We start from the raw sequence: 13340 nt of genomic DNA, 5'->3' as shown, positions 1-13340 counted from the left end.
AGCCTTAGCGTTCAATCGTTCCGGTACGGCGGATCTTCTTCTGCAGGAGCAGGACGCCATAAAGCAGCGCCTCCGCGGTCGGCGGACAGCCCGGCACGTAGATATCCACCGGGACGATGCGGTCGCAGCCGCGAACCACCGAATAGGAATAGTGGTAGTAGCCGCCACCGTTCGCACACGATCCCATCGAGATCACATAGCGCGGCTCGGGCATCTGGTCGTAGACCTTGCGCAAAGCGGGGGCCATTTTGTTCGTCAGCGTGCCCGCGACGATCATGACGTCGGACTGGCGCGGCGAAGCACGCGGCGCAAAGCCGAAACGCTCGACGTCGTAGCGCGGCATCGACACCTGCATCATCTCGACCGCGCAGCAGGCAAGACCGAAGGTCATCCACATCAGCGAGCCGGTGCGCGCCCAGGTAATGAGATCGTCGGCGGCGGCGACGAAGAAGCCCTTGTCGGACAACTCGTGGTTGATCTCGAGAAAATAACGGTCATCCGCGCCGACCGGCTGGCCGGTGCGCGGATCGAGCACGCCCATCGCCGGTCTTGAAACCTGCGGCGAGCCGGACGTCGAGACAGGGGTTGGGTTCAATCCCATTCAAGCGCACCCTTCTTCCACTCATAGGCGAACCCGATGGTCAGGACGCCGAGGAACACCATCATCGACCAGAACCCGACCGCGCCGAGCTTGCCGAACGCCACCGCCCACGGGAACAGGAAGGCGACCTCCAGATCGAAGATGATGAAGAGAATCGCCACCAGATAGAAGCGGACGTCGAATTTCATGCGGGCGTCGTCGAAAGCGTTGAAGCCGCATTCGTAGGCCGACAGCTTTTCCGGATCGGGCTGCTGATAGGCGACCAGAAACGGCGCAACCAGCAGCGCCAGACCGATGATGGCCGCTACTCCAATAAACACCACAAGTGGCAGATAGTTCTGCAAGATTCCGCCCATCGGAGACCCTCGGCTGTGGCGATCAATGTCCACGGATTCGCGGACATTGGAATAATTCGAAGGGGGAATAGCGCAGCCCATCCGTAAGGGCAAGACAGGCATACCGCCTACCAGATGAGCTACTCACACCGGAAATCGGCTCTAAAGAGGAAGCCGATTTCATGTTTCCCCGAAGGCCGGCGGCTCAGCCAAGCGTCGCCGCAACAGCCTTGCCACAGGCTTCCGTATTGGCGTGGCCGCCAAGGTCACGGGTGCGCAGCTTTTCCTCTGAAAGCACCCGCTCGATCGCCGCAATCACGGCCTTGGAAGCCTCCGCCTCACCGAGATGGTCGAGCATCAGGGCTGCCGACCAGATCTGTGCGATCGGATTTGCCACGCCCTGCCCCGCGATGTCGGGCGCGGAGCCATGAACCGGCTCGAACAGTGACGGAAACTTGCGTTCCGGATTGAGGCTGCCCGAGGGCGCAATACCGATGGTGCCGGTGCAGGCCGGGCCGAGATCGGAGAGAATGTCGCCGAACAGGTTCGAGGCGACCACCACGTTGAAGCGGTCCGGGTTCAGCACGAAATGGGCCGCCAGGATATCGATGTGATATTGGTCCCATTTCACGTCGGGATAGGATTTTGCCATCGCTTTCACCCGCTCGTCCCAATACGGCATCGTGATCGAAATGCCGTTGGACTTGGTCGCCGAGGTCAGGTGCTTCTTCGGGCTCTTCTGGGCGAGTTCGAAGGCGTATTTCAAAATGCGGTCGACGCCGGTCCGCGACATCACCGTTTGCTGGGTGACGATCTCACGATCGGTGCCAGGATACATCCGCCCACCGATGGACGAATACTCGCCCTCGGTATTCTCGCGCACCACGAAGAAATCGATATCGCCCGGCTTGCGGCCCACCAGCGGCGATTTCACGCCCGGCATCAGGCGCACCGGACGGACATTGGCGTACTGATCGAATTCGCGGCGGAACTTGATGAGCGAGCCCCACAGAGAAACGTGGTCAGGCACGATAGCGGGCATGCCGACCGCGCCGAAGAAGATCGCGTCGTGGTGGATGACCTGCTCCTTCCAGTCTTCCGGCATCATTCGGCCGTGCTTCTGGTAGTAGTCGCAGGAGGCAAAATCGAAGTCGTCGAGCTGCAGTTCGAAGCCGAACTTCTTCGCCGCCGCCTCCAGCACTCGTACACCTTCCGGGACGACCTCCTTGCCGATGCCGTCACCGGGAATGATGGCGAGGCGGTACTTGCGATTGGTGCCGGGACGGGACTGGGTCATATGGATTCCTGCAATCGGAAAGCGGGGTCGGAAATGTTTTCGCTGCGGGTATAGCCTTGAATCCCGCCCCTTCGCGATAACCATAAGGTGCTAGCGGCTATGCACCTTCGCCATTCTCTCACTCTCTCCGGGTGACCCGAATCCGGTGCCGGAATCAAAAACCCCGGCGCAAGGCCGGGGTTCTCTCAGTTCAGCTTATGGGCAGAACCAGACCGGTCCGACCATCACGCAGCGCCGGGCGCGCCAGTCATGAGGGCGCGCGCCGTAGCGGCGATAGCCACGCGGAGCCGACGAATAGCGACCGCCGGGCCGGTAGGCCGGACGATGCGCACCGTGGCGGTGTCCGTGGCCATGATACTGCACCTGCACGATGGATGCGGCATCTGCCCTGTCCAGTCCCGTCGTTGAGGCGCCCGGCATAGCCGAGGCCGGCGCAATGGCGAAAAACGACGCAAAGATCGCGGGGGCAAGATACTTCATCATCTTCATGCTTGTTTCCTGACTTTGGTTTCGGTGGTCATCCCGATGAGGGAATCAATGGCAGAAATACCACATGCATAACGTGGCACGGCGGTATCGGTTCCCCTCGCGGGAACAAATATGCCGCACCGCAAAGCCAGGAATTGCTTGATCTATGAAAGGCCCCAGAACTCTCTGGGATCATGCCCCTTTTCAGACTTTGCCAAGTCCCTTGAAAAGGTGGCGCGAGAGACGGGGCTCGAACCCGCGACCTCCGGCGTGACAGGCCGGCACTCTAACCAACTGAGCTACTCCCGCAGCGGGCCGATTGGATCGATCCGCAAGTGGGCGGGACTTAAAGGAGCGCACAATGCAAGTCAAGGACATTACAAATGTCCCTCTCCAACGGAGCTTTTTCCACCATTGATGCAAAAAAGACCCTGTTTACGGGGCGAACATCATGGTCAGATCACCGTCGAATCAACTAACCCTTGCAGGATAGTCAGTTCCTAAAGCCAAAGTACCACCAGGAGGGTCATTATGGCGAAGAAAGCAGCTACCCCAGCTACCGTGACGCTCAAGCACCTTGCCGCCGCTCTCGCGGAAGAACACGAACTGTCGAAGAAGACCGCTGAAGCGATTCTCACCGACATGGTCACCAAGATCACCAAGCACCTCAAGAAGGGCGAGCGCATCCGCATCGTCGGCCTCGGCATTCTCCAGGTCCGCAAGCGCGCTGCCCGCATGGGCCGCAACCCGGCCACTGGCGAAGCCATCCACATCAAGGCTAGCAAGAAGGTCGCCTTCCGCGCTGCCAAGGAACTGAAGGAAGCCGTCTAAGCGCTCTTACGCTTTTTCGCCGAACGCCATCCCGAAGCCGCTGATGCGGTTTCGGGGTGGCGTTTTTCTTTGTGGGCACGTCACGGAGGCGTGCAACGAGCTGCCAGCGTGAAAACACGCAGCACGCCGCCTTGACCCCGCCCCGCTTCTTCTCAAGATGGATATCATCGATACGCGCGGATCGAATGCCGTGCCTTTGAGTTCAGAGATCCGGCACCCATGACCGTCACGACATTCTCCCACACCGTTCTCGAACGCTTCCTGCGCTATGTGCGCATCGACACGCAGTCCGATCCGGAATCGCCGACGACGCCATCCACCGAAAAGCAGAAGGATCTGGGCCGCGTGCTTGCGCAGGAATTGCGCGACCTCGGCCTTGCCGACGCTCATCTCGACGAGCACGGCTATGTCTACGCGACGCTGCCGGCAAACACCGGGAAAAAGGTGCCCGTGGTGTGCTTCTGCTCGCACATGGATACCTCGCCCGATTGCAGCGGCAAGGACGTGAAGCCGCAGATCGTCAAGAACTACCAGGGCGGCGACATCGTACTGCCGGCGGATTCCTCGCAGGTGATCCGCTTCAGCGAGCACCCCGCCCTCGCCAATCAGATCGGCCACGACATTGTCACCACCGACGGCACCACACTGCTCGGGGCCGACAATAAGGCCGGCGTCGCTGAGATCATGGACGCGGTGCAGGTTCTGCTCGCCAATCCGCAGATCAAGCACGGCACAATCAAGATCCTGTTCACACCCGACGAGGAAATCGGCCGAGGCGTCGACAAAATCGATCTGAGGAAGCTCGGCGCCGACGTGGCCTACACCATCGACGGTGAAAGCGCGGGCTCGATCGAGGATGAGAGCTTTTCCGCCGATGCCGCGACGATTCGCATTCAGGGTGTCAGCGCCCATCCCGGCATGGCGAAGGGCAAGATGGAGCACGCGATCAAGATCGCCGCGCGCATCATTGATGCCCTCCCGAAGGATACGCTGACGCCGGAGACGACCGAGGGCCGCGAGGGCTTTCTTCACCCGGTCGGCATCACCGGCGCGCTTGAGGAGACGACGCTGCACTACATCGTGCGCGACTTCACCGAGGCAGGCCTGAAGAAGAAGGAGGCGCTGCTGGAGCACACCGTCGCCGAGGTCATGAAGGACTTTCCGCGCTCAACTTGTCGCATCGAGATCCGCGAGCAGTATCGCAACATGAAGGAGATCGTGGACCGGCAGCCGGAGATCGTGGATTACGCCGTGGAGGCGATCCGCCGCGCCGGCCTCAAGCCGGAGCGCGGCAGCATCCGCGGCGGCACCGACGGCTCGCGCCTGTCCTTCATGGGCCTGCCCTGCCCCAACATCTTCGCCGGCGAGCACGCATTCCATTCGCGGCTCGAATGGGTGAGTGTGCAGGACATGGAGGCGGCGGTCCGCACCATCGTGCACCTCGCCGCGATCTGGGAAGAGCGGGCTTAGAGGCTGTGAAATCCCGAGGCTACAGCGCGCCGAACTTGTACGACGCCTGCAGGAAGGTGCCGTAGCGCTCCACGCGGATCGGCAGTGCTTCGGTCGGCGTCGCGTTGCCAAACCCAGCAGTCAATATCTTGCTCGACCACATCGCCCAATAGCGCCCGCCCACGCCGATATTCCATCGCGGCGTGATATCGTAGCCAAGGATCGCCTCGAGCTGCACACCCTGCCCCGCGCCCCATGCCGGAGAATTCGGCGAAGGCATTTCGGTGCGTTGATGATGGATATCGACTGCCGAAACATGCGCATACGGCAGATACGCAGCATCAAGGTTGAGCTTCAGGCCCGGCGCGACCGACAATGTGCCGTTCACGCCGAGACGCAACGACTGCCAATCCTCGTATTGCGAGATCGCAATCACGCTCGGAGGGATCGGTGTTCCGCAAACCGAGCGGGGGTCTCCCGGCAATGCAATCTGTGCGCAGCCGAAAGAGTTCTTGCGGTCGCGATAGAAATTGTAGCCAACGAACACGCCGATCTTGTTGGCGGCATCGCCGAACAGATCGACGCCCGCATCGAACGTCACATAGCCGATTTTGCCGGTGACCTTGCTGTGAGTCGTATTCGAGTAGGCCATCCCGCGGCCCGGGTCCGTCGGAAACCAGTCCTCATCGTTCATGTGACCTGAGGTCAGCTCTCCACCGCCGGCAAAGCCCTTCAAGAAAACTCGGCGGGGGCCATCCGCCCGCCAGAAGATTTCGCCGGAATGGCCCGTGGTCTCATAGGTCAGACGCGAGATCAGATGGTTCTGCTGCGCCATGTTCGTATTCATGGCGAGGTCGTTCTGATAGCGGCCATGGCTGTACCAGTAGCGCGTGCCGACCTCGAGGTGCCATCCGGCGGGCCGCGTCTGCACCGGCGCGGAAAAAACCAGCCCCTCGCCCGCCCCCGCGTTGCGTCCGAAATGATAGTTCAGCCCGAGCTTGACCAGGTGGGTGTCCAGGCTCGCACGGGTCGACGCTCCCGTTGTATTCACGAGCGAGGCCGGATCAAACGGCGTCATCAGGAATCCACCGCCCGGCGCCATCACATCCCGATGGCCGAAATTCGCATAGGCATATTCGGCCTTCACCGACCACGCCTGTGTCAGAGCATGCTCCACACCAGCGCCCAACGTCCAGCCCCAGCGCGTATCCCGCCTCTCGCTCGATGGCTGCGCGATATAATCGGGGGCGTTGGTCGTGATCGACAGATCGCCTCTCATGAACGCGGCACCGCCCTTGACGTAGGCGAGCGTGCGCCCGTCCGGCGTAATTGTGTGGCCAATGCGCCCGGTGAGGCTGCCCATCGCCTGCTGGCGTGCGCGGCAGTTCGCGGAGACGAACTGACCGGAATAAGCAAGGCAGGTGTTGGTGCCGTCGGAATCCATTGCCGAGATATCGGCTTCTGCGCCGAACACCCAGCGCGAGCCCGCACCCTGCCAGTTGTAGCCTGCTTGCAGGCCCGCAAATCCGCTCGGCAGCCGGATCGTATCGCCGTAGATCGACGGACCGTACGGATTGCTTACCTTCGAGGAGCCGTGTCCCGCGCCGACATGCGCACCGAGATAGAACCCGGTCCAATTCCACAATGCTAGATTTGTACCCGCAGGGGCACCGCGCATGTCCGCTGCCTGCACGCCCATGGAGGAGAAAGCCGAAACTGTGAAACAGGCAATCGCTGTTTTTATTTTAAAAGTCGTTTTTGTTTTGAAAACCACGTCCCCGCCCGCCGGAAATCACGTCAAGAATCATTATTCGAAAACTTGAGGCAAACGGCTCAGCGTCACCAGTCCGCCGAGGCGCGACTCTATGACACCGAAAGATCGGCTTGCCGCCGCTGTGGCGAGGATGCGCGATTCGTGTCCATGACGCCGTGCAATTTACGCGTCGCCGCCGCTCCGGCGTTCCGACACGATAGCGTGAATCGGACGTTAAATTCGCACGCGCAATTGCGAACTTGCCTCTCGTCATCCGGTTAGCTTGACGAACGGACTTTCTTGCGCCGCCGCAAATCACGGCTAAATCTTGGCGCAAATAAGAAGGAATGAAGAGGATGAAACCGTCCTTCCAGGCCGCTCTGACGGTCACCGCGATTACTGTAATCGGCATCCCGCTGGCGATGGCGGCGATCGTCGCCGCCTCGATCATCAGCCTTTAACGCACGATCGATCAGATTGGCGGATCTGCTTCGATGATTTTCTGACGATCGATCCGAAAGGTCCGCTTCGCGATCGAATTCCAATGCTTGCTAAGAGTAGCAGCCAAGTGGATGGAGCGATAAAAGCGCTTCTGTCGTTCGATCCGCTCCGAAGTCTTGACATGTAAAAGCGCAAAATCCTTCGTGTGCGGAAATTTGTACGCCCTTTTGATGCCGGCCAGCAGCTCATCCACGCGCCTGACAAACCTGAGGTGCGGAAGATTGCGTAAAATCCGGATCTGATCTTCCCAGTTCGAGAACTGAATATTGTCGTCTGCAATCAAGGACGGATCGGTCAGATTGCCACCGGGCACCACGACATTCAGCCGCGGCAGATAGCACGCATCGATCTCGTGGCTTTCCATCCATTCGAGCAGCTTCGGCAATCCCATCAATGTCCGCTTGCTGGGAAGTTCGTCGGCGTCCGGAAATAGGATCAGGCGCCCCTGGCACTGGGCCATTGCAAAGTTGCGCTGCGCGGCAAAGTTCTTGTTGAGGCGACGCTGAAAGAATTTGATCGGCCAGTCCTTCTCGAACGACCTGATCGCCTCGACAAAATCATCGTCGGAAAAATCATCGACAACGACAATTTCATCGATGATCGAGCGGACCGGTTCAAGCGCTCTCATCAGCCACTTGAACTCCTGCGTCTCATTGTGCGTCATCACAGCGACTGAAATCGACACAGGCCGATTGGCTGTTGACCGGCTATCGTTCGGCACGCCCTTGGACCTCGATCAAAACCGGCTTGCCAACTATCCCAATCCTGACCATTCGACATGGCAGGAGTACGATGTTCGGCGAACGCGCAAAAAATCGGTTTAATAACGTCGCGATGTCGATGGTAGGCGGTGAGAGATTCGAACTCCCGACCCTCTCGGTGTAAACGAGATGCTCTAACCAGCTGAGCTAACCGCCCTCAATCGCGCAGAGGCGTCTCATATTCCGACGAATAAAGCAACGCTTCCAACAAAAACGGCGCCCTTTGGGGCGCCGTTTGTCGTTGTGTTCGCTCAGTGGGCCCGGAGGCCGCCGGGTTCGTCAGCCGCGTCCTGTGGAGGCGGTACCGCGGTATCCTCCTCCCAGACGATCGGGGTCGGCGCCCGTACCAGCGCCTTGGCCAGCACTTCGTCCATCCGGCTCACCGGAATGATCTCCATGCCGCCCTTGATGGCATCGGAAATCTCGGTGAGATCCTTGGCGTTGTCTTCCGGAATGAAGACCGTCTTGATGCCGCCGCGGCCCGCCGCGAGCAGCTTCTCCTTCAGGCCACCGATGGGGAGCACCCGCCCGCGCAGCGTGATCTCGCCGGTCATGGCGACATCGTGCCGGATCGGAATGCCGGTCAGCACCGAGACGATGGACGTCACCATCGCCACGCCTGCGGACGGACCGTCCTTCGGCGTCGCGCCCTCGGGCACGTGGACGTGGATGTCCCGCTTCTCGAACAGCGGCGGCTCGATGCCGAAATTGATCGCGCGCGAACGAACGTAAGACGCCGCCGCCGAGATCGATTCCTTCATCACGTCGCGCAGGTTGCCGGTCACGGTCATGCGGCCCTTGCCGGGCATCATGACGCTTTCGATGGTGAGCAGCTCGCCGCCGACATCCGTCCAGGCAAGGCCTGTGACGACACCAACCTGATCCTCGCTTTCGATCTCGCCGTAACGGAACTTCGGAACGCCGAGCATTTCCTCGACGACCGCAGCCGTCACCTTGACGGTGGTCTTCTTCGAGATCGTCAGTTCCTTGACCGCCTTGCGTGCCAGCGTGGACAGCTCGCGCTCAAGGTTACGCACACCCGCCTCGCGGGTGTAGCGGCGGATCACGAGCAGCAGCGCCTCGTCATCGATGGAGAACTCCTTCGACGACAGGCCATGCTTGGAGATCGCAGTCGGGATGAGATGCTTGCGGGCGATCTCGACCTTCTCGTTCTCGGTGTAACCGGCGATGCGGATCACCTCCATGCGGTCCATCAGCGGGCCGGGAATATTCAGCGTATTCGCGGTCGTGATGAACATCACGTTGGACAGATCGTAATCAACCTCGAGATAGTGGTCGTTGAACGTACCGTTCTGCTCGGGGTCGAGCACCTCAAGCAAAGCCGATGACGGATCGCCGCGGAAGTCTGCGCCCATCTTGTCGATCTCGTCGAGCAGGAACAGCGGGTTCGAAGTCTTCGCCTTCCGCATCGACTGGATGATCTTGCCGGGCATCGAGCCGATATAGGTACGGCGGTGACCGCGGATTTCCGCTTCGTCCCGCACGCCGCCGAGCGACACGCGCACGAACTCACGGCCGGTCGCTTTCGCGATCGACTTACCGAGCGAGGTCTTGCCGACGCCCGGAGGGCCGACGAGGCACAGGATCGGGCCGGTCAACTTGTTGGCGCGCGACTGCACGGCGAGATACTCGACGATGCGGTCCTTGACCTTCTCAAGTCCGTAATGATCGGTGTCGAGAACTTCCTGCGCGGCACCGAGGTCTTTCTTGACCTTGGACTTCTTGCCCCACGGAATCGACAGCAGCCAGTCGAGATAGTTGCGCACGACGGTTGCTTCGGCGGACATCGGAGACATCTGCCGCAGCTTCTTCAGTTCGTGCTGCGCCTTCTCGCGAGCTTCCTTCGAGAGCTTGGTCTTGGCGATCTTCTCTTCCAGATCGGCCAGCTCGTCGCGACCTTCGTCGTCGCCGAGCTCCTTCTGGATCGCCTTCATCTGCTCGTTCAGGTAGTACTCGCGCTGGGTCTTCTCCATCTGGCGCTTGACGCGCGAGCGGATCTTCTTCTCGACCTGCAGCACCGAGATTTCGCTCTCCATCAGGCCGAGCACCTTCTCCAGGCGCTGCGAGACGGACAACGTTTCCAGAATGTCCTGCCGGTCCGCGATCTTCACCGCGAGATGCGAGGCGACCGTGTCGGCGAGTTTGGCGAAATCAGTGATCTGCTGAACGACGCCCACCACCTCGGCGGAAATCTTCTTGTTCAGCTTCACATAGCTTTCGAAATCGGACACGACCGAACGGCCAAGCGCTTCCGCCTCGACGCTCGTAGCATCGGTGTCGGCAAGCGCGACGGCTTCCGCTTCGTAATAATCGGTACGGTCGGTGTATTTGGTGACGCGCGCGCGATCCAATCCCTCGACCAGCACCTTCACGGTGCCATCGGGCAGCTTGAGAAGCTGCAGCACGCTTGCAAGCGTGCCGATCTCATAGATCGAATCCGCCGCCGGATCGTCATCGGAGGCATTCTTCTGCGTCGCCAGCAAAATCAGCGCGTCGTTCTTCATCACGTCTTCGAGCGCGCGAATGGATTTCTCGCGGCCGACAAAGAGCGGCACGATCATGTGCGGGAAGACAACGATGTCGCGCAGCGGCAAAACCGGATACTGGTGGCTTTCACCGGCGACGATGGTCGGACGAGGCTTGGTCGAGGCAGTCATGCCCTTACTTCCTTTTCATTGCGCCCCCTTGCGCGCAGTCCATCGAGCGATGCAACCGCAACAAGGTGCAGAGGTGCCGGAAAGCCAAGGGCTCGAATGAGCCATCCGCGCATGGCGGCCTTTCCTTCCGGGCATTGTTTACGGCGAATCTGCCATTCGACAGACCTCGCCGCAAACCATTAGGTGGCTATCCCCCATAGGGGTGTCAAGCGGCTGACAAACACCGATAACAGAAGGTGTTTTTGCGCTCCGCACGAATCAAAAACGGCCGCCGGAAAACCGGCGGCCGCCTGAATAGATGGGTTCCAGAGACGAAACTTACGCGCTTGCGCTGTTCTCGCCTGCCCGATCGGTACGATCGGCGTAGATGTAGAGCGGCCGCGCGGTCGCCTCCACCACTTCGCGCGAGATCACGACCTCCTCGACGCCTTCGAGACCCGGCAGATCGAACATCGTCTCGAGCAGAATGCTCTCCAGAATGGAGCGCAACCCGCGCGCACCGGTCTTGCGCTCGATCGCCTTGCGCGCGACTGCGCCCAAAGCCTCATCGGCGAAGGTCAGCTCGATGTTCTCCATCTCGAACAGACGCTGGTATTGTTTCACCAGCGCGTTCTTCGGCTCGACCAGAATCTTCTTGAGCGAGGCCTCGTCGAGATCCTCCAGCGTCGCCACGACGGGCAGACGGCCGACGAACTCGGGGATGAGACCGTACTTCAACAGATCCTCAGGCTCGACCTCACGGAAGATTTCACCGGTACGGCGATCCTCTGGCGCGAGCACGCTGGCCGCGAACCCGATCGAGGTGGTGCGCCCGCGCGAGGAGATGATCTTCTCGAGTCCGGAGAACGCACCGCCGCAGATGAAGAGGATGTTGGTCGTATCCACCTGCAGGAACTCCTGCTGCGGATGCTTTCTTCCGCCTTGCGGAGGGACGCTGGCGACCGTGCCTTCCATAATCTTCAGCAGCGCCTGCTGCACACCCTCGCCCGACACATCGCGGGTGATCGAGGGATTATCGGACTTGCGCGAGATCTTGTCGATTTCGTCGATGTAGACGATGCCGCGCTGCGCGCGCTCGACGTTGTAGTCGGCGGCCTGCAACAGCTTCAGGATGATATTCTCGACATCCTCACCGACATAGCCGGCTTCGGTCAGCGTCGTAGCATCCGCCATCGTGAACGGCACGTCGAGGATACGGGCGAGCGTCTGCGCGAGCAGCGTCTTGCCCGAGCCCGTGGGGCCGATCAGGAGAATGTTCGACTTCGCGAGTTCGACATCGTTGTGCTTGGTCTGATGGTTCAGCCGCTTGTAGTGGTTGTGCACCGCGACCGAGAGCACCTTCTTCGCATGGTTCTGCCCGATGACGTAGTCGTCGAGCACCTTGCAGATTTCCTTCGGCGTCGGGATTCCGTCACGCGACTTCACGAGTGAGGACTTGTTCTCCTCACGGATGATATCCATGCACAGTTCGACGCACTCATCGCAGATAAACACGGTCGGGCCCGCGATCAGCTTGCGGACCTCGTGCTGGCTCTTTCCGCAGAATGAGCAATAGAGAGTGTTCTTCGAGTCGCCTGTACCGACCTTGCTCATTCCTGTCTCCGTCTTCCGCTTTCCGTCCGGCTGCCCCGCCCTCGACTGGAGATAGGAGCAAAACCCGTACCAGAAAGACGTTGCATTCGAGATATGCCCGAATCGTGACCCTCACCGAATCCTGATCCGAACCTGACTCAACCCTGCCAGCGAACCATGCTGACATCCGAGGATCAAGAATTCACTAACCCCCGGAAGGGTGATTTCCCGAGTCTAGCCTGATTTGTCGCGATTTCACGACCATCAAACCGTGATTTCACCCCGGCGTTGCGGGAATGACACGAGAAATCTGGAACACCCGCCATTTGGAAACGGGGCTACCGCCCCGGTTGCAAATGAGAGGCAGAATCGCCTCAAGGAGCCCCTATCAACTAGCCCTTTATCAAGCAGCCTTGGCCACCGGATCTTCCGGCCGCCTGTCGATTACCTTGTCGACGATGCCGAAATCGCGGGCCTTGTCGGCGGTGAGGAAGTTGTCGCGTTCCAGCGCATCCTCGATCGTCTTGTAATCCTGCCCGGTGTGCTTGACGTAAATCTCGTTCAACCGCTTCTTCAGATTCAGGATTTCCTGCGCGTGAAGCATGATGTCGGTCGCCTGCCCCTGGAAACCGCCCGACGGCTGGTGAACCATGATGCGCGAATTCGGCAACGAGAAGCGCATGTCCTTCTCGCCAGCGGCGAGCAGCAGCGAGCCCATCGAGGCCGCCTGCCCGGTGCAGAGCGTCGAGACCGGCGGACGGATAAATTGCATGGTGTCGTAGATCGCAAGGCCCGACGTCACCACGCCGCCCGGCGAATTGATGTACATTGAGATTTCCTTCTTCGGGTTCTCGGCTTCGAGGAACAGAAGCTGGGCGACGACAAGGGTCGCCATGCCGTCCTCGACCGGCCCGGTCAGGAAAATGATGCGCTCCTTCAGAAGGCGCGAGAAGATGTCGTAGGCCCGCTCGCCGCGATTGGTCTGCTCGACCACCATCGGCACAAGGTTCATGTAGGTTTCAACCGGATCGCGCATTCGTCACCTGAAGGTTTTCGGGAAATTCGTGAAAGGGCTCAGCGCCCGTCCCGGCCAA

General features: G+C 60.2%; 11 protein-coding genes and 2 tRNA genes. 2 read left to right on the top strand and 11 right to left on the bottom strand.

Annotated elements, in window-relative coordinates; translation table 11 throughout:
* Nucleotides 1-4 precede the first annotated feature (4 nt).
* The 5 genes from HMPREF9697_RS02760 to HMPREF9697_RS02740 all read right to left on the bottom strand — a co-directional run bounded on the left by HMPREF9697_RS02760 (nt 5) and on the right by HMPREF9697_RS02740 (nt 3010).
* Nucleotides 5-595: a NuoB/complex I 20 kDa subunit family protein gene (locus HMPREF9697_RS02760; RefSeq protein ID WP_430642230.1), complete on the bottom strand. Its 591-nt coding sequence runs from the start codon at nt 593-595 to the stop codon at nt 5-7.
* A complete protein-coding gene (locus tag HMPREF9697_RS02755) occupies nt 592-957 on the bottom strand; it encodes an NADH-quinone oxidoreductase subunit A (protein ID WP_002715621.1) in 366 nt (121 codons plus the stop codon). The genes HMPREF9697_RS02760 and HMPREF9697_RS02755 overlap by 4 nt, the downstream gene beginning before the upstream one ends.
* Before the next feature lie 184 nt (nt 958-1141).
* Nucleotides 1142-2233, bottom strand: coding sequence for a tartrate dehydrogenase (locus HMPREF9697_RS02750; RefSeq protein WP_002715620.1), 1092 nt, complete (start codon nt 2231-2233; stop codon nt 1142-1144).
* A gap of 195 nt (nt 2234-2428) precedes the next feature.
* On the bottom strand, nt 2429-2722 hold the full coding sequence (locus HMPREF9697_RS02745; RefSeq protein ID WP_002715619.1) for a hypothetical protein: 294 nt from the start codon (nt 2720-2722) through the stop codon (nt 2429-2431).
* 211 nt (nt 2723-2933) lie between these two features.
* Nucleotides 2934-3010 (bottom strand) — tRNA-Asp (locus HMPREF9697_RS02740).
* Between the two features lie 222 nt (nt 3011-3232).
* Between HMPREF9697_RS02740 and HMPREF9697_RS02735 the strand changes: the two genes are divergently transcribed.
* Both HMPREF9697_RS02735 and pepT read left to right on the top strand, forming a co-directional pair.
* A complete protein-coding gene (locus HMPREF9697_RS02735) occupies nt 3233-3532 on the top strand; it encodes an HU family DNA-binding protein (RefSeq protein ID WP_002715618.1) in 300 nt (99 codons plus the stop codon).
* A 219-nt stretch (nt 3533-3751) separates the two neighbouring features.
* Nucleotides 3752-5002 carry a peptidase T gene (gene pepT, locus HMPREF9697_RS02730; protein WP_002715617.1) on the top strand — a complete coding sequence of 417 codons (1251 nt, stop codon included), beginning with the start codon at nt 3752-3754 and terminating at the stop codon, nt 5000-5002.
* A gap of 19 nt (nt 5003-5021) precedes the next feature.
* Here the strand turns inward: pepT and HMPREF9697_RS02725 are convergent, their stop codons facing one another.
* From HMPREF9697_RS02725 to HMPREF9697_RS02700, 6 genes are all read right to left on the bottom strand, one after another.
* Entirely contained in the window at nt 5022-6680 is a 1659-nt protein-coding gene (locus HMPREF9697_RS02725; RefSeq protein WP_002715616.1) for an outer membrane beta-barrel protein, read from the bottom strand.
* A gap of 526 nt (nt 6681-7206) precedes the next feature.
* Nucleotides 7207-7899 carry a glycosyltransferase gene (locus tag HMPREF9697_RS02720; protein WP_283804940.1) on the bottom strand — a complete coding sequence of 231 codons (693 nt, stop codon included), beginning with the start codon at nt 7897-7899 and terminating at the stop codon, nt 7207-7209.
* 177 nt (nt 7900-8076) lie between these two features.
* Nucleotides 8077-8153, bottom strand: a tRNA-Val gene (locus HMPREF9697_RS02715).
* Nucleotides 8154-8247: 94 nt separating this feature from the next.
* Nucleotides 8248-10674: an endopeptidase La gene (gene lon, locus HMPREF9697_RS02710; RefSeq protein WP_002715613.1), complete on the bottom strand. Its 2427-nt coding sequence runs from the start codon at nt 10672-10674 to the stop codon at nt 8248-8250.
* A gap of 318 nt (nt 10675-10992) precedes the next feature.
* The gene (gene clpX, locus HMPREF9697_RS02705; protein ID WP_002715612.1) at nt 10993-12267 is read right to left on the bottom strand and encodes an ATP-dependent Clp protease ATP-binding subunit ClpX; all 1275 of its coding nucleotides are present in this window, start codon (nt 12265-12267) and stop codon (nt 10993-10995) included.
* Nucleotides 12268-12649: 382 nt separating this feature from the next.
* Entirely contained in the window at nt 12650-13282 is a 633-nt protein-coding gene (locus HMPREF9697_RS02700; RefSeq protein WP_002715611.1) for an ATP-dependent Clp protease proteolytic subunit, read from the bottom strand.
* Nucleotides 13283-13340 lie beyond the last annotated feature (58 nt).

Origin of the sequence: Afipia felis ATCC 53690, from assembly GCF_000314735.2 — a bacterium.
GTDB lineage: Bacteria > Pseudomonadota > Alphaproteobacteria > Rhizobiales > Xanthobacteraceae > Afipia > Afipia felis.
This window is presented reverse-complemented; position numbering and strand designations above follow the sequence as displayed.

What these genes read in the sequence shown, in the direction of transcription:
- pepT (WP_002715617.1), top strand. Translation starts at nt 3,752, where the DNA reads ATGACCGTCACGACATTCTCCCACACCGTTCTCGAACGCTTCCTGCGC.
- HMPREF9697_RS02745 (WP_002715619.1), bottom strand. Translation starts at nt 2,722, where the DNA reads ATGAAGATGATGAAGTATCTTGCCCCCGCGATCTTTGCGTCGTTTTTC.
- HMPREF9697_RS02755 (WP_002715621.1), bottom strand. Translation starts at nt 957, where the DNA reads ATGGGCGGAATCTTGCAGAACTATCTGCCACTTGTGGTGTTTATTGGA.
- HMPREF9697_RS02750 (WP_002715620.1), bottom strand. Translation starts at nt 2,233, where the DNA reads ATGACCCAGTCCCGTCCCGGCACCAATCGCAAGTACCGCCTCGCCATC.
- HMPREF9697_RS02720 (WP_283804940.1), bottom strand. Translation starts at nt 7,899, where the DNA reads ATGACGCACAATGAGACGCAGGAGTTCAAGTGGCTGATGAGAGCGCTT.
- HMPREF9697_RS02700 (WP_002715611.1), bottom strand. Translation starts at nt 13,282, where the DNA reads ATGCGCGATCCGGTTGAAACCTACATGAACCTTGTGCCGATGGTGGTC.
- HMPREF9697_RS02735 (WP_002715618.1), top strand. Translation starts at nt 3,233, where the DNA reads ATGGCGAAGAAAGCAGCTACCCCAGCTACCGTGACGCTCAAGCACCTT.
- HMPREF9697_RS02725 (WP_002715616.1), bottom strand. Translation starts at nt 6,680, where the DNA reads ATGGGCGTGCAGGCAGCGGACATGCGCGGTGCCCCTGCGGGTACAAAT.
- clpX (WP_002715612.1), bottom strand. Translation starts at nt 12,267, where the DNA reads ATGAGCAAGGTCGGTACAGGCGACTCGAAGAACACTCTCTATTGCTCA.
- lon (WP_002715613.1), bottom strand. Translation starts at nt 10,674, where the DNA reads ATGACTGCCTCGACCAAGCCTCGTCCGACCATCGTCGCCGGTGAAAGC.